The sequence below is a fragment of the Plantibacter sp. VKM Ac-2880 genome, from assembly GCF_015351235.1.
Taxonomy (GTDB): Bacteria; Actinomycetota; Actinomycetes; order Actinomycetales; family Microbacteriaceae; genus Plantibacter.
In genome coordinates, this window is the sequence record NZ_JADKSJ010000001.1 from 2,342,677 (window position 1) to 2,357,379 (window position 14,703).

16 protein-coding genes are annotated in these 14,703 nt (G+C 69.1%); 8 read left to right on the forward strand and 8 right to left on the reverse strand.

The features are described 5' to 3' along the window. Nucleotides 1-52: 52 nt before the first annotated feature. Genes ITJ57_RS11240 through ITJ57_RS11250 form a run of 3 tightly spaced genes read right to left on the reverse strand, consistent with a single transcriptional unit; the run spans nucleotide 53 to nucleotide 1,427 of the window. Nucleotides 53-901, reverse strand: a complete 849-nt coding sequence (locus ITJ57_RS11240; RefSeq protein WP_194670062.1) for an SURF1 family protein — start codon at nucleotides 899-901, stop codon at nucleotides 53-55. After that, nucleotides 898-1,122, reverse strand: coding sequence for a hypothetical protein (locus ITJ57_RS11245; protein ID WP_194670063.1), 225 nt, complete (start codon nucleotides 1,120-1,122; stop codon nucleotides 898-900). Before ITJ57_RS11245 ends, ITJ57_RS11240 begins: the two co-directional genes overlap by 4 nt. After that, nucleotides 1,119-1,427, reverse strand: a complete 309-nt coding sequence (locus tag ITJ57_RS11250; protein WP_194670064.1) for a DUF3099 domain-containing protein — start codon at nucleotides 1,425-1,427, stop codon at nucleotides 1,119-1,121. Before ITJ57_RS11250 ends, ITJ57_RS11245 begins: the two co-directional genes overlap by 4 nt. Before the next feature lie 161 nt (nucleotides 1,428-1,588). On the opposite strand from ITJ57_RS11250, the gene fabG reads away from it, so the two are divergent. Beyond that, nucleotides 1,589-2,299, forward strand: coding sequence for a 3-oxoacyl-ACP reductase FabG (gene fabG, locus ITJ57_RS11255; RefSeq protein WP_194670065.1), 711 nt, complete (start codon nucleotides 1,589-1,591; stop codon nucleotides 2,297-2,299). A gap of 32 nt (nucleotides 2,300-2,331) precedes the next feature. Here the strand turns inward: fabG and serB are convergent, their stop codons facing one another. After that, on the reverse strand, nucleotides 2,332-3,048 hold the full coding sequence (gene serB, locus ITJ57_RS11260) for a phosphoserine phosphatase SerB (RefSeq protein WP_194670066.1): 717 nt from the start codon (nucleotides 3,046-3,048) through the stop codon (nucleotides 2,332-2,334). Further along, nucleotides 3,045-4,289 (reverse strand): glucose-1-phosphate adenylyltransferase, encoded by a 1,245-nt coding sequence (locus ITJ57_RS11265; RefSeq protein ID WP_056005597.1) that lies wholly within the window; start codon nucleotides 4,287-4,289, stop codon nucleotides 3,045-3,047. The genes serB and ITJ57_RS11265 overlap by 4 nt, the downstream gene beginning before the upstream one ends. Before the next feature lie 45 nt (nucleotides 4,290-4,334). On the opposite strand from ITJ57_RS11265, the gene glgA reads away from it, so the two are divergent. The 3 genes from glgA (at nucleotide 4,335) to ITJ57_RS11280 (ending at nucleotide 6,798) form a co-directional block, all read left to right on the forward strand. Then, nucleotides 4,335-5,516, forward strand: coding sequence for a glycogen synthase (gene glgA, locus ITJ57_RS11270; RefSeq protein ID WP_194670067.1), 1,182 nt, complete (start codon nucleotides 4,335-4,337; stop codon nucleotides 5,514-5,516). A 63-nt stretch (nucleotides 5,517-5,579) separates the two neighbouring features. After that, nucleotides 5,580-6,392 carry an ABC transporter ATP-binding protein gene (locus tag ITJ57_RS11275; RefSeq protein WP_194670068.1) on the forward strand — a complete coding sequence of 271 codons (813 nt, stop codon included), beginning with the start codon at nucleotides 5,580-5,582 and terminating at the stop codon, nucleotides 6,390-6,392. 157 nt (nucleotides 6,393-6,549) lie between these two features. After that, entirely contained in the window at nucleotides 6,550-6,798 is a 249-nt protein-coding gene (locus ITJ57_RS11280; protein ID WP_056005588.1) for a type B 50S ribosomal protein L31, read from the forward strand. 75 nt (nucleotides 6,799-6,873) lie between these two features. Here the strand turns inward: ITJ57_RS11280 and ITJ57_RS11285 are convergent, their stop codons facing one another. Then, a complete protein-coding gene (locus tag ITJ57_RS11285; RefSeq protein WP_194670069.1) occupies nucleotides 6,874-7,647 on the reverse strand; it encodes a 3'-5' exonuclease in 774 nt (257 codons plus the stop codon). Nucleotides 7,648-7,750: 103 nt separating this feature from the next. Here ITJ57_RS11285 and ITJ57_RS11290 point away from each other — a divergent pair, with 103 nt between their 5' ends. After that, nucleotides 7,751-8,653, forward strand: a complete 903-nt coding sequence (locus ITJ57_RS11290) for an alpha/beta fold hydrolase (protein WP_194670070.1) — start codon at nucleotides 7,751-7,753, stop codon at nucleotides 8,651-8,653. 3 nt (nucleotides 8,654-8,656) lie between these two features. Here the strand turns inward: ITJ57_RS11290 and ITJ57_RS11295 are convergent, their stop codons facing one another. Beyond that, nucleotides 8,657-9,559, reverse strand: coding sequence for a Sir2 family NAD-dependent protein deacetylase (locus ITJ57_RS11295; protein ID WP_194670071.1), 903 nt, complete (start codon nucleotides 9,557-9,559; stop codon nucleotides 8,657-8,659). Between the two features lie 138 nt (nucleotides 9,560-9,697). Between ITJ57_RS11295 and ITJ57_RS11300 the strand changes: the two genes are divergently transcribed. Next, nucleotides 9,698-10,501, forward strand: coding sequence for an RNA methyltransferase (locus tag ITJ57_RS11300; protein ID WP_194670072.1), 804 nt, complete (start codon nucleotides 9,698-9,700; stop codon nucleotides 10,499-10,501). Between the two features lie 82 nt (nucleotides 10,502-10,583). Further along, on the forward strand, nucleotides 10,584-11,828 hold the full coding sequence (locus ITJ57_RS11305; protein WP_194670073.1) for a D-alanyl-D-alanine carboxypeptidase: 1,245 nt from the start codon (nucleotides 10,584-10,586) through the stop codon (nucleotides 11,826-11,828). Nucleotides 11,829-11,862: 34 nt separating this feature from the next. Here ITJ57_RS11305 and ITJ57_RS11310 read toward each other — a convergent pair whose 3' ends face one another. After that, a complete protein-coding gene (locus ITJ57_RS11310) occupies nucleotides 11,863-12,672 on the reverse strand; it encodes an SGNH/GDSL hydrolase family protein (protein WP_194670074.1) in 810 nt (269 codons plus the stop codon). A gap of 147 nt (nucleotides 12,673-12,819) precedes the next feature. Here ITJ57_RS11310 and ITJ57_RS11315 point away from each other — a divergent pair, with 147 nt between their 5' ends. Continuing rightward, nucleotides 12,820-14,637, forward strand: coding sequence for a DEAD/DEAH box helicase (locus ITJ57_RS11315; RefSeq protein WP_194670075.1), 1,818 nt, complete (start codon nucleotides 12,820-12,822; stop codon nucleotides 14,635-14,637). The last annotated feature ends 66 nt before the right edge of the window (nucleotides 14,638-14,703 follow it).

A 14,703-nucleotide genomic window follows, 5' to 3' on the forward strand; every position in this document is an offset into this window, starting at 1 on the left:
GTGCGTCACGGGCCCGGCACGGCCCTCTGGCGCATCCGTCGGGACGTGTGGATCAGTGATGCGACTCGAGGATCTCGTCCTCGATGTCGGCGTCGGACCTCGCCTTGTTGGCGAGGCGCTCCGCGCGTGCAGCCGCCCGCCGTTGTTCCTTCGGATCGTCGGAGTTCAGGATGCGGTACTCCTGGCGGATCGCGTAGGCGAGGAACAGGAAACCCATCAGCGCGAAGACCACCCACTGGAGCGCGTACGACAGGTGCATGCCCTCGTTCGGCTCGGGTTTGATCGGGCCGAGAGGCGCAGCCTCCGCAGGCGCCGGGCGCTCCGAGAGCAGCATGCCGTAGGCGCCCGAGTAGACCGTCTCCCCACGGAGTTCAGCGATCTGTGGCAGGTTGATCGTCGCCACCTGGCCGTCGGCGGCCCCGCGGCCCGGCAGCGTCGGCTCACCCGGACGGATCCGGACGACGACCGAGACCTCGCCTGACGGGGGAGCAGGCACTGACTCCGGAGCGTCGAGCGTGTCGCCCGCCGGGACCCAGCCGCGATCGACGATGAAGACGTCGCCGTTCGCCAAGCGCAGCGGGGTGAGGACGTCGAAGCCCGCCTGGTTGTTCCGGGGACGGTTGCGGACCAGCAGTTGTTCGTCCGTCAGGTAGGTGCCGCTCATCGACACCGGATGCCACTCGTCGGCCACGCTGAAGGAGTCGAGCGACGGGAGCGCCTCGTCGAGGGGGATGGGGGTCGCATCCCAGTTGGTGGCGATCCGCTGCACCTCCTCCTCCTTCTCGCTCGCCCGCGCGAGCTGCCAATTGGAGAGGAGGACGCAGACGATCGCGAAGACGATCGCGACACCGAGGTACCCGAGCCAGCGACGGCTGAAGGCGAATCGCCATCCGGCGCTCACGACCCCACCGCCGGGGCGAGACGCATCCGCTCGAGCGGGAAGGAACGGGCCTCGAGGAAGGCTTCCAGGAAGTCGACGTGATCCTCGCAGGCGGTCCAGGTCTTCACGCGGTCTCCGGTGTGGATCTTCGGATTCCGCCACTCGATCCGCCAGTCCGCCGCGGCACGGCACCCGGCACGAGAACAGATCACCCCGTCGGGCTCGGCTCCGAACCCGATCATGCCTGGTCGGCCGGGCGGGGAGGGACGGAGTCGTCGACGATGGTCGGCCGCTGGGACACCACGACACCGCTGGGGCGCTCGATGGCGCCCTGCGAGGGCAGCGACCCGGCGTTCGCGATGATCACGGCGATGTAGGGGAGGAAGATGGCGCCGGCTGCGACCACGAACATCCAACCGCCCTGCACGAACGGGAGCGCGGCGAGGCAAAGCAACCGGACACCCATGGTGATCGAGTACTTGATGAGCCGCTGCCGGCGCTCCTGTTCGGGCGCCGGTGGGAGTGAGGTGATGCTCTGCTGCTTCATGCCACTCTCAGCCTACGCTCTCGACGGGCGCTCGATGCCCTGAAGTGCCCGGGAGGAACCGGAGACCACCATATGCTGGTACGGGTCCGCGGCCGGAGCGCCACGGACCTCGACGGCCGCCGCTCGAATCGGTCCGTCCCGCCGCAGGAGAGGAATCGACCATGACCGCACCACGCACCGTCCTCGTCACCGGAGGCAACCGGGGGATCGGCTTCGCCATCGCCGAGGAGTTCGTCGCGCAGGGGCACCGGGTGGCCGTGACCGCGCGATCGGGCGAGGGACCCGCCGGGACGCTGACGGTCCGTGCGGATGTCACGGACGCCGCCTCGGTGGACGCGGCGTTCACGCAGATCGAAGCCGAGCTCGGTCCGGTCGAGGTGCTCGTGGCCAACGCGGGCATCACGAAGGACACCCTGCTCATGCGGATGACCGAGGACGACTTCGACCGGGTGGTCGACACGAACCTGGGTGGTTCCTTCCGGGTCGTCAAGCGAGCGTCGAAAGGCATGCTGAAGGCGCGGTTCGGACGCATCGTCCTCATCTCGAGTGTCGTCGGCCTCTACGGTTCCGCCGGCCAGGTCAACTACGCCGCTTCGAAGAGCGGCCTCGTCGGCATGGCGCGTTCCATCACCCGCGAGCTCGGCGCACGCGGGATCACGGCGAACGTCGTCGCGCCGGGGTTCATCGAGACGGACATGACCGCTGAGCTGCCGGCCGAGACGCAGGCCGAGTACAAGAAGAGCATCCCCGCCGCCCGGTTCGCCAGTGCGAACGAGGTCGCGAAGGTCGTCACCTGGATCGCCGGCGATGACGCCGGGTACATCTCCGGGGCGGTCATCCCGGTCGACGGCGGCCTCGGCATGGGGCACTGACCGCCGCTGGTCGCGTGTGCGCCGGGGCCGGCTCAGCGGCCCTGGTGCGCGCGCTCGAGGCCGAGGAGCGGTAGGACGTCGCCGAGGTCGACCCGCCCGGCCACGACGTCCGCGTGCCGACGCACGATCGGCTTCGCGTTGAAAGCGACGGAGAGGCCGGCGAGCTCCATCATGGCGAGGTCGTTGGCGCCGTCGCCGACCGCGACGGTCCGTGCCAGCGGGACGTCGTCGAGGGCGGCCCACTCCTGCAACGCGTCCGCCTTGGCCGCGGCGTCGATGATCGGCCCACTCAGCCCGCCGGTCAGCCGACCGTCTGCCGTCTCGAGCCGATTCGCCCGCACATGGTCGAGGCCGAGAGTCGCTGCAAGCGGATCGAGGAGTTCGTGGAAGCCGCCGGAGACGACGCCGATGGTCGATCCGTGGGCGTGCAGCCCGTCGATGAGCCGCTCGAGCCCCCGGGTGGTCCGGATCCGCCGGGCGATCACCGGGATGCGGTCCACCGGCAGGCCGGCGAGCGTCGCCACCCGCGCCCGAAGGCTGTCGGCGAAGTCGAGCTCGCCGCGCATCGCCCGCTCCGTGATCGCGGCGACCTCGGGAAGACTGCCGACCTCCTCAGCGAGGAGTTCGATCACCTCGTTCTCGATGAGCGTCGAGTCGGCGTCCAGCACCGCGAGGAACCGGACGCCTCGTCCGGCCTGTGGGGGGAGTGCTGCCTCGGGATCCGCCACTGCCGAACGCTCGGTACTCATGGAACGACGCGTACTCCCTTGCCAACCACGGTGAGACCGGACTCGGTGACGGTGAATCCGCGAGCGCGGTCCCGGTCGTGGTCGACTCCGACACTCGCGCCGGAGGTGACCACCACATCCTTGTCCAGGATAGCCCGCTTGACGACGGCGTCCGGTTCGATGTGGACCTTGTCGAACACGACGGAGTCCGAGACGTGAGCACCCGACTCCACGAGCGCCCAGGGCCCGAGGACACTGCGCTCGATGTGTGCGCCGGACAGCAGGGATCCGAGCGAGACGATCGAGTCGATGGTCTGGCCGAGGTTGCCCTTCGCGTCCCGCACGAACTTGGCCGGCGGCGAGTTCAGCTGCGAGCTGAAGATCGGCCAGTCGCGGTTGTAGAGGTTGAAGATCGGGAGCGTCGAAATCAGGTCCTGGTGCGCCTCGTAGAACGACTCGATTGTCCCGACGTCGCGCCAGTAGTAGCGGTCGCGGTCGGTGGACCCAGGCACATCGTTCCGCTGGAGGTCGTACACGCCTGCTTCTCCGCGGTCGACGAAGTACGGGACGATGTCCCCACCCATGTCGTGGTTCGAACTCGTCACCTCGCCGTCGTCGATGACCGCCTGCATGAGTGCGTCCGCGTCGAACACGTAGTTGCCCATGGAGGCGAGCACTTCACCGGGGGAGTCGGGCAGACCGGGAGCATCGAGAGGCTTCTCGAGGAAGCGCGCGATCGTCGTGGGGTCGTCCGCATCCACGTCGATGACGCCGAACTGGTCCGAGAGGGAGATCGGCTGACGGATCGCCGCGACGGTGGCCTTCTTACCGGACTGGATGTGCGCTTCGATCATCTGCGCGAAGTCCATGCGGTACACGTGGTCCGCGCCGACGACCACGACGATGTCGGGCTTCTCGTCGCGGATCAGGTTGAGACTCTGGAGGATCGCGTCGGCGGAGCCGCTGAACCAACGCTTGCCGAGGCGCTGCTGCGCCGGCACGGATGCGACATAGGAGTCGAGCAGCCCGGAGAGACGCCACGTCTGCGAGACGTGGCGGTCGAGGCTGTGGGACTTGTACTGGGTGAGGACGACGATCTGGGTGAGTCCTGAGTTGATGAGGTTGGACAGCGCGAAGTCGATCAAACGGTACTGCCCGCCGAACGGTACGGCCGGTTTCGCGCGGTCCGCGGTCAGCGGCATCAACCGCTTCCCTTCCCCACCAGCGAGGACGATTCCGAAAATCTTCTTTGAGGCGGCCATGGCTTCAGAATAGATGCCGGAGGTGACCTGTACTAGCGTCTAGACATGCGAGTTGATCTTGTGACAAAGGAGTACCCGCCGGAGATCTACGGCGGAGCAGGTGTCCACGTCGCGGAGTTGGTGAAATCCCTCCGGAGCGACATCGACGTGACCGTCCGGTGCTTCGGTGCTCCTCGCGATGAGGCCGACACGGTCGCCTACGGCGTACCCGCCGAACTCCAGGGCGCCAACGGAGCGCTCACCACCCTCGGGACGGACCTCCTCATCGCCCAGGACGTCGCGGGGGCCGACCTCGTGCACTCGCACACCTGGTACGCGAACGGTGCCGGGCATCTCGCTTCTCTCCTGCACGGCATCCCGCACGTCGTCACGGCGCACAGCCTGGAGCCGCTGCGGCCGTGGAAGGCAGAGCAGCTCGGTGGCGGGTACCGCGTGTCGAGCTGGATCGAGCAGTCCGCCTACGAAGGTGCCGCGGCCGTCGTCGCGGTCAGTGACGGCATGCGCCGCGACATCCTGCGTTCCTACCCGAGCCTCGATCCGGCCAAGGTCCAGGTGATCTACAACGGCATCGACCTCACCGATTGGCAGCCTCGGGTCGACGACGACCTCCTGCGCTCCGTGGGGATCGACCCGTCCCGTCCGTCCGTCGTCTTCGTCGGCCGGATCACCCGTCAGAAGGGCCTGCCGTACCTGCTCCGCGCGGCCCGACTGCTGCCGCCGGACGTCCAGCTCATCCTGTGCGCCGGCGCTCCAGACACCCCGGAGATCCTCGCCGAGGTCAAGGCGCTCGTCGAAGAGCTGCAGCAGGAGCGCACCGGGGTCGTCTGGATCGAACGGCTGCTCCCGCGCCACGAACTCTGCACCGTGCTCACCGCCGCCACCACCTTCGTGTGCCCGTCCATCTACGAGCCGCTCGGCATCGTGAACCTCGAGGCCATGGCCTGCGGGGCCGCGGTGGTCGGTACGGGGACCGGCGGCATCCCGGAGGTCGTCCAGGACGGCGTCACGGGCCGGATCGTCCCGCTCGCGCAGGCGTCCGACGGCACCGGGACCCCGCTCGACCCCGAGCGCTTCGTCGCCGACCTCGCCGCCACCCTGACTGAGGTGGTCCAGGATCCGGCGCAGGCGCGGGCGTACGGGGCCGCAGGTCGTCGCCGCGCGGAGTCCGACTTCAGCTGGTCCCGTATCGCTTCGCAGACGGCGGAGCTGTACCGCAGCCTCGTCTGACGCCCTTCACGGGTCGGTCCTGGAGGGCGACGTACGAGGACCGGGTCCGGATAGGCTAGGACCATGCCGAGCGTGTTGCAGTTCTCCGATGTGTCCGTGGTCCGCAATCTCAACCCCATCCTCGACGGTGTCGACTGGACGGTGACGGGCGACCAGCGATGGATCGTCCTCGGCCCGAACGGCGCCGGGAAGACGACGCTCCTGCAGCTGGCCGCGACGCTCATCCACCCGTCCAAGGGCACGGTGTCGGTCCTCGACGAGACCCTCGGTCGCGTCGACGTCTTCGAGTTGCGTCCCCGTATCGGGTTCGCCTCCTCAGCGCTCGCGAAGCGGGTGCCGCCGGAGGAGACCGTCCTCGACGTGGTCCTGACGGCCGCCTACTCGGTCACGGGACGCTGGGTCGAGCAGTACGAGGACATCGACGTGAAGCGTGCGTCGCGGGTGCTCGCCGAGTGGAAGCTCGACCACCTCGCCGACCGTCGCTTCGGCACGCTCAGCGACGGCGAACAGAAGCGCGTCCAGATCGCCCGCGCGATCATGACGGACCCGGAGTTGCTCCTCCTGGACGAGCCGGCGGCGAGCCTCGACCTCGGCACCCGCGAGGAACTCGTCGAACTGCTCGGCGGCTATGCGAGCGCGGACGACTCACCGGCGATCATCATGGTGACGCACCACGTCGAGGAGATCCCCGTCGGCTTCACCCATGTGCTACTCGTCCGGGACGGCGGCATCGTCGCGGCGGGACCCATCGCCGAGACCCTGACGGCGGAACACCTCAGCGAGACGTTCGACCTCCCGATCGAACTGACCGAGGAGGACGGACGCTTCCACGCCCGTTCCGCCCGCGCCGGCCGTTCGGCCGTCGCCCCGGTCTGACGACCACACCTCGGCGCGTCGATCGCCCTCGGCGAGCAGACGCGCGCCGAGTCTGGTAAAGTCGACCTTTGGCTCGCGGAGCCAAGAGCTTTCTGCCTCGTGCCTGGAGTTCCGAGCGCGGGTACTACCCACACCATCCACTCAACAAGGACTGCTGATGAAATCTGACATCCACCCCACGTACGAAGCCGTCGTCTTCCGCGACCTCGCCTCCGGCGCGACGTTCCTCACGCGCTCGACGGTCTCGTCCGGCAAGACGATCGACCTCGACGGCGTCACCTACCCGGTGATCGACGTGGAGATCTCGTCCGAGTCGCACCCGTTCTACACGGGCAAGCAGCGCATCATGGACTCGGCCGGCCGCGTCGAGAAGTTCAACCAGCGCTTCAAGGGCTTCGGCAAGTAGTCCGCTCCGCTGTACACGAAACGCCCCGATCCTCGGATCGGGGCGTTTTGTCGTCGTCCGACCGGACGGTGCGACTCAGATACCGAGGGGAAGCTGATCCGCCGGGACGATGATGGGCGCCTCGGACGGCGCGACGTCGCGACCGGTGCGGATCGGCCACGCGCCGTCCGCGACGAACTCGGGATCGCGCACGCGGCGCATGTACGACTGGAAGCTCTCCGCCTGTTCGAGGGACCAGGCGCGCTGCGCCTCGTGCAGTTCGTCCACGTTCGTCGGGAGCGCGTCCGCGTACCGACGACCGATGGCCTGCGCGACCCGTCCGGCCGCGACCGCGTCGACGCCGGCGTCGTGCGCCCCCTCGAGCGGGACACCGTGGAGCGCAGCGACGACCTCGAGCGTCCGCTTGCCGCGCCGGAACGTGTCGAGGCGACGATCGAGGACCAACGGGTCGACGACGGGGCTCGGCACGGCGATCGAGGGTACGCCGTGGCGTTCCGCTTCGAAATGCAGGAGCGAGAAGTCGTATGGGGCGTTGTACGCGACCACCGGCAGGCGAGCGGCGAACAACTCGTTCAGGGTGGCGACGATCTCGCCGACGACGACCGGTGACGGCCGCCCCTCCGCCCGAGCACGTTCCGTGCTGACACCGTGGATCTCGGCGGCACGAGCGGGGATCTCGACGCCCGGATCCGCCATCCACGCCCAGGACCGTTCGATCGAACCATCGGCCGCGATGACGCCGACGAAGGCGGTCACGATGCGACTCGTCTCCACCTCGATCCCCGTCGTCTCGAGATCGAAGACCGCGAGGCGGTCCGTCCAGTGGGGATTCGCATCGACCGTGTTCACGCCTTCACCCTATGACGCACCTCCGACAGGGGACCGTGCCACGCCGAGCCGGCTCGGTCCGCTTGATCCGGGAACGCGGAGCCTGACTCCGTACACTGAGGGGATGCCCGTCGAATCACCGTACGCCGACCAGCTCGACCGCATCCCCGTCCGCGAGCGCTCGCTCATCGTGGACGGCGCGGAGACCCGGTTCTGGGACTACGGCGACGAAGCGGCCTCGACGACGATCGTGATGGTGCACGGGTTCCGCGGCGACCACCACGGTCTCGAACCGGTGGTCGCGCAACTCTCCGGGTTCCGCATCGTCGCCCCCGACCTCCCGGGCTTCGGTAGCTCTGCGCCCTTCACGGACGGCACGCACTCCGTCGAGGGCTACGCCGCCTGGCTGGGCCGGTTCCTCGAAGAACTGGACCTCTCCGGACGCGTCGTCCTCCTCGGGCACTCGTTCGGCTCGATCGTCTCGAGTGCCGCCGTCGCCGGCGGGCTCCGACCGGACGACCTCGTCCTCATCAATCCCATCGCCGCACCGGCACTCCAAGGCCCCAGAGGCGTCCTGACGAGGCTCGCGGTGTTCTACTACTGGGCGTCCGCGAAGCTCCCGAAGCGCCTGGGATTCGCCTTCCTCCGCAACAAGGGTGTCGTCAGGATCATGAGCGTCGCGATGTCGAAGACCAAGGACCCGGCGCTCCGGCGGTGGATCCACGCCCAGCACGACCAGTACTTCAGCGCCTTCGCCGACCGCGAGGTCGTCCTCGAGTCCTTCACGGCCTCGGTGAGTCATGACGTCAGCGAATACGCCGACCGGATCCCGAGCCGCACCCTGCTCATCGCCGCCGAGCGTGACGACATCACCCCGGTGGCGGCGCAGTTCGCGCTCGCGAAGCGCTTCGCCGACGCTCAGCTCCACGTGATCCCGGCCGTCGGCCACCTGATCCACTACGAGGAGCCGCACAACGCGGCCGAGCGGCTCACTGCCTTCCTGGAGGGGGAGCCGGACGGACGCTGACGCTCAGGCGTCCGTCGCCTCCTGCGAGACGACACTGGTGAACCCGTCCGGCAGGAGTCGTGCCGCGATCGCCGTCAGGGTCTCGCTCGCGCCGGCGTCGAGCTTGACGTCGGCACGGCCGTCGGCCTTCGTCACACCCCGGTTGACGACCACGATCGGGAGTCGCTTCCGACGCGCGAGCTCGAGCAGTCGGATGCCCGAGTTCACGACGAGCGACGATCCGGCGATCACGAGGGCGTCGGCACCCCTGACGAGTGCCGCGGCCTCGGCGTACTTCTCCGTCGGGATGAACTCACCGAAGAAGACCACGTCCGGCTTCAGCATGCCGCCGCAGACCGTGCACACCGGGACGACGATCTCGTCCACCCGCCCGACCTCGGCGTCACCGTCGGGATTGATCGTGACGTCCGTCTCGGTGTCGAGCCACGGATTGAGGGAGGTCATGCGCTCGGCGATGCTCGACCTCGCGTAGCTCTGCCCGCAGGAGAGACAACTGACCCGGTCCATCGACCCGTGCAGGTCGACGACGCGGCGGGAGCCCGCGCGGACGTGGAGGCCGTCGACGTTCTGCGTGATGACGCCGTCGGCGATCCCGGCCTCCTCGAGGAGCGCGATCGCCCGGTGGCCCGCGTTGGGGCGCGCGCCGTCGAACCGCTTCCACCCGAGGTGACTGCCGGCCCAGTAGCGTTTGCGCGCAGCATCGTCGTTCGAGAGGAACTGGTCGACCGTCATCGGCGTCCGCACCGGCGCGCCCTGGCCGCGGTAGTCGGGGATCCCCGAGTCCGTGCTCACGCCGGCCCCGGTGAGGAACGCGACACGTCGGTCCGCGAGCAACTCGATCACCCGGTCGAGCCCGGCTTCGGCCGTCTCGTCAGCGGGATCCCCTGCTGCGGTCAGCGTGCTCATCCTGTTCCGTCCCGTCGGTCCGCGACGCCCGGAGCGCTCCGGGCCATCACTGCTCCTGAGTCTAAACGGCCTCGTTTTCGATCGTGTTCCCACTCTGGCAAGGTGGAGGTCGTACACCGCGTCGAGAGGACGTCTCCCATGCAGGTCACCCGCATCACCGATCTCGACGACGGACGACTCGACGACTACGCACGCCTGACGGACGTGGCCCTGCGGCGCGTGTCCGAACCAGCAGGCGGCCTGTACATCGCCGAGTCGACGAAGGTCATGGAACGCGCGCTCCGTGCCGGCCACCGGCCACGTTCCGTGCTGCTGCAGGAGAAGTGGCTCGAGGACGTCGCGCCACTCCTCGCCGACCACGACGTCCCGGTCTTCGTCGGCGAGCCCGAGCTGCTCGAGCAGCTGACGGGCTTCCACCTGCACCGTGGCGCCCTCGCGGCGATGCACCGCCCTCCGCTCACAGACCCCGCAGAGCTCCTCGCCGATGCCCGGCGCGTGGTCATCCTCGAGGACATCGTCGACCACACCAACGTCGGCGCGATCTTCCGGTCCGTCGCAGGCCTCGGGGCCGACGCCGTCCTCATCACCCCGCGCTGCGCCGACCCGCTGTACCGTCGGAGCGTCCGCGTCAGCATGGGGACGGTGTTGCAGGTGCCGTGGACCCGTCTCCCGGAATGGGACGTCGCCTCCGGCATCCTGCACGACGCCGGGTTCCAGACTGCGGCGCTCGCCCTGTCCGACGACGCCGTCGACCTCGACACCTACGCGCGCACGGCTCCCGACCGGCTCGCCATCGTGCTCGGTGCCGAGGGCGACGGGCTGAGCGCCTCCGCTCTCGCATCCGCCGACACGATCGTCACCATCCCGATGCTGCACGGCGTCGACTCACTGAACGTCGCATCCGCCAGCGCCGTCGCCCTGTGGGAGCTGCGCACGCGCTGAGGGTCCCGTGGGATGCTTGAGCTCCGACGCGCCCGGCACGGCGCCGCAGGGGATGCGCAGGCATGCCCGGTACCATGACCGGGTGCCACTCACGAGACGACAGATCTATCGCCGCCGCCGTCTCGCCGTCTTCGGCATCCTCGCCATCGTCATCGGCATCCTCGGTTACAGCGGCGGGGCGCTCCTCCGGCCCATCCCCGCAGCCGCGGCGACCCTGGAGGCTCCCGAAGCCCTCACGTCGACGCTGGTGCAGCCGGCCACGCCGGTGTCCTGGCCGGGGTTCGGGCGCGGGGCACTCGGCGCTGTCGGATTCGATGGTGTCCTGACCTCGAGTGGTGAGCAGACGCCGTTCCCGATCGCGAGTATCACGAAGACCATCACGTCCCTCGTGGTGCTGGACGCCAAGCCCCTCGCCGCGGGGGATCAGGGCCCGTCGATCACTCTGACGGACGCGGACGTCGGGTTCTACTACGACACGATCGCGGAGAACGGCTCTGCGGCGCCCGTCGTCGCCGGTTCCGTGTTCACGCAGCGTCAGATGCTCGAGGCCCTCCTCCTGCCGTCCGCGAACAACTACAGCATCTCACTGGCCGTCTGGGCGTTCGGTTCGGTGGACGCCTATCTCCAGGCGGCCCGAGCCTGGCTCGACGCCCGAGGCCTCACGGGCACGACGGTCACCAACACGAGCGGCCTCGGCGAGACGAACGTCAGCACCCCGAGCGACCTGGTGACCATCGGCAAGCTCGTCCTCGCCGACCCCGCGCTCGCGTCCATCGTCAGCGAGCCCACGGCGACCCTGCCGGCGATCGGCGAGGTCGAGAACACCAACGCGCTCCTCGGACGGTACGGGGTGACCGGCCTGAAGACCGGCACGGACGACGCGTCCGGAGCCTGCCTGCTCTTCTCCGCGGACCTGCAGGTCGCTGGTCGCACGGTCACGGTCGTCGGCGTCATCCTGGGCGCCGACAACCACACCGTGCTGAACGACGCCGTCGTGTCGCTCCTCCAGAGCGTGCCCGCCGGCTTCCACCAGGTGCAGCTCGCCACCGCGGGCGCCCCGGTCGGTTCGTACGACACGGCGTGGGGCGAAACCGCCAAGGTCGTCGTCGCCTCCGACGCCTCGGTCCTCGTCTGGCAGGACACCCCGATCACGGTGGAGCCGCGTGCGCGGGCGATCGAAGCCGGTGCCACAGGATCGACCGTCGGGACGCTCAGCTACACCGTCGGAGCCGGTGCCGAGGGCGGTGCAGCGACCATCGAGGTCCCGATCGCCCTCGACGCGGACGTCGCGCCCGTCACCCCATGGTGGCGCCTGACCAACCCGTGACCGCCCGGCAGGCGATGACGTGCCCGCCGCCTCGTCAGACGTCGAGCTCCTGGTCCTGAGCGACCGCCGAAGCGAACGGGCCCGCGAGGGGTCGCTTCGCGCTGATGTGGTCACCCGACGACTGGTGCCGCACCCGTCGCATGACCCAGGGCACCAGGTACTCCCGCGCCCAGGCGAGGTCCTCGGTCCGCGCCTGGCGCCACCTGCGCGCGGGGAGCGGCTCCGGCTGCAGGGGCTTGAGGTCGTTGTCCACGTCGAGCGCATGGAGGACGAGCCGAGCGACCTCGTGATGCCCGAGGGCGTTCAGGTGGAGGCGATCGGGTGACCACATGCGCGGATCTTGGATCGTCTGGAGCGCCCATTGGTCGGCGATGACGCACCCGTGCCGGGCGGCGATGGCCCGCAGGTTCTCGTTGTAGATCGCGACCTTGCCTCGGATGCTCCGGAAGACGGGGGAGAAGCCGACGTCGACACCCGTGAACAGCACGACCGTCGCGCCATCGCTCCGCAGCCGGATGATCGCCTGCTCGAGGCGCCTCGCGATGTCGTCCGGGTCGGTGCCCGGTCGGATCACATCGTTACCGCCCGCGGAGATCGTGATGAGGTCGGGATGCAGCTCGAGGGCCGGCTCGACCTGGTCGTCGAGGATCTGACGCGCGAGCTTGCCCCGGACCGCGAGGTTCGCGTAGGCGAACTCCGGGTGCTGTGAGGCGAGCACCTCGGCCACCCGGTCCGCCCAGCCGCGGTGTCCGCCCGGCACCCCCGGCTCCGGATCGCCGATCCCCTCCGTGAACGAGTCGCCGATGGCGACGTACCTCGACCAAGGATGGTGCTGTTCGGTCATGCGTGCTTCCTCCTGCTGTCCCTCTGGACTCTCCAGGGTACGCCTGGCCCGGAGCCCGCGGATCAGTCGTGAGTCGGAGATGCGGTGCTCCCGAGCACCACCCTCCCTGGTCGGCGGGGTCGGTCCTGTCGGGTACATTGGTCTCCAGTGAACGCGGAAATCTCTTCTCCCCAGCACCTGGGCGGGTCCGCAGCCGAACACCTCTCCCCGGCCTTCCCGGAGCGGGCAGCGTGGGGCACGGCGAGCAAGCTTCGAGCCTGGCAGGCCGAGGCCCTCGAGCAGTACTTCACGACGGAACCCCGCGACTTCCTCGCGGCCGCGACGCCCGGGGCGGGTAAGACCACCTTCGCGCTGCGACTCGCGTCCGAGCTCCTCCATCGCGGTACCGTCGACCGCATCACCGTCGTCGCGCCGACCGACCATCTGAAGCGTCAGTGGGCCGAGGCCGCCAGTCGCGTCGGGATACGGCTCGACCCCAACTTCGCGAATCGCGACCAGGTGTTCGGCCGTCATTACCACGGCGTGGCCGTCACCTACGCCCAGGTCGCCGCCAACCCGCCCGTGCACCAGCGCGCCACCGATTCCGCCCGGACCCTCGTCATCCTCGACGAGGTCCATCACGGGGGAGATGCACTCAGTTGGGGCGACGGCATCCACGAGGCGTTCTCGCGGGCGACGCGTCGGCTCTCCCTCACGGGGACGCCGTTCCGCTCGGACACCGCCCCCATCCCGTTCGTCGTCTACCAGCCAGACCATCAGGGCATCAGGACCTCCGTCACCGACTACAACTACGGGTACGGGCGAGCCCTCCAGGACGGCGTCGTCCGCCCGGTGCTGTTCATGGTCTACGCCGGGCACATGCGCTGGCGCACCAAAGCCGGCGACGAGATGGAGGCCAGGCTCGGCGAGGGGAACACGAAGGACATCACCTCGGCCGCCTGGCGGACCGCCCTCGACCCGCAGGGCGACTGGATCCCCGCGGTGCTGAAGTCGGCCGACCTCAGGCTCTCCGAGGTGCGGCAGTCGGTGCCTGACGCGGGCGGCCTGGTGATCGCCACCGACCAGACGACCGCGCGCGCGTACGCAGCGATCCTCCACGACCTCACCGGCGAGGCGCCGACGGTCGTGCTGTCGGACGAGAAGGAGGCCAGCGACCGGATCGCCGACTTCTCCTCGAACACGAAGCGTTGGATGGTCGCCGTGCGCATGGTGTCCGAAGGCGTCGATGTCCCGAGACTCGCGGTCGGCGTGTATGCGACCTCCTCGGCCACCCCGCTGTTCTTCGCCCAGGCGATCGGGCGGTTCGTGCGGGCCCGACGCCGCGGTGAGATCGCCAGCATCTTCCTGCCCAACGTCCCGAACCTCATGGCCCTCGCGGAGAAGCTCGAACTCGAGCGCGACCATGCCCTCGACCGGCCGAGCGACCCGGATGCGGAAGGCGACCTCTTCAATCCGGAGGACGCCATGATGGCGGCCGCGGAACGCGAGGACAAGGCGTCCGACTCCCTCCTCGACGAGTTCACCTGGCAGGCGGTGTCGTCGAACGCGCATTTCGACCGCGTGGTGTTCGACGGGGACGAGTTCGGCGAACTCGCACAGCCCGGCACGGAGGAGGAGTTCGACTTCATCGGGTTCCCCGGGCTGCTCGAACCGGAGCAGGTGCACGAGCTCCTCGTCCAGCGGCAGAGCCGTCAGGCCAAGCGTGGTGCGTTCGTCGACAAGAACGCCGGATCGCCGAAGCCGGAGGCGGACATCCCGGCGCCCCTGTACCGCACGCTCAAGGAGCAGCGTCAGGTCCTCAACACGCTCGTCGGGCTCTACGCGAAGCACACCAAGGAACCGCACGGGCTGGTGCACGCCGAGCTCCGACGCGTCTGCGGCGGGCCCGCGGTGGCTCAGGCCAGTGTCACGCAGTTGCAGGCGCGGATCGATCTGCTCCGCCGTCGGCTCGGGCACGGTCACTGAGGACGAGACCTCAGGCATCTGCCGGTCACGGAGCGATGATCTCGGGTATCGGCATCTCGTGGAGTC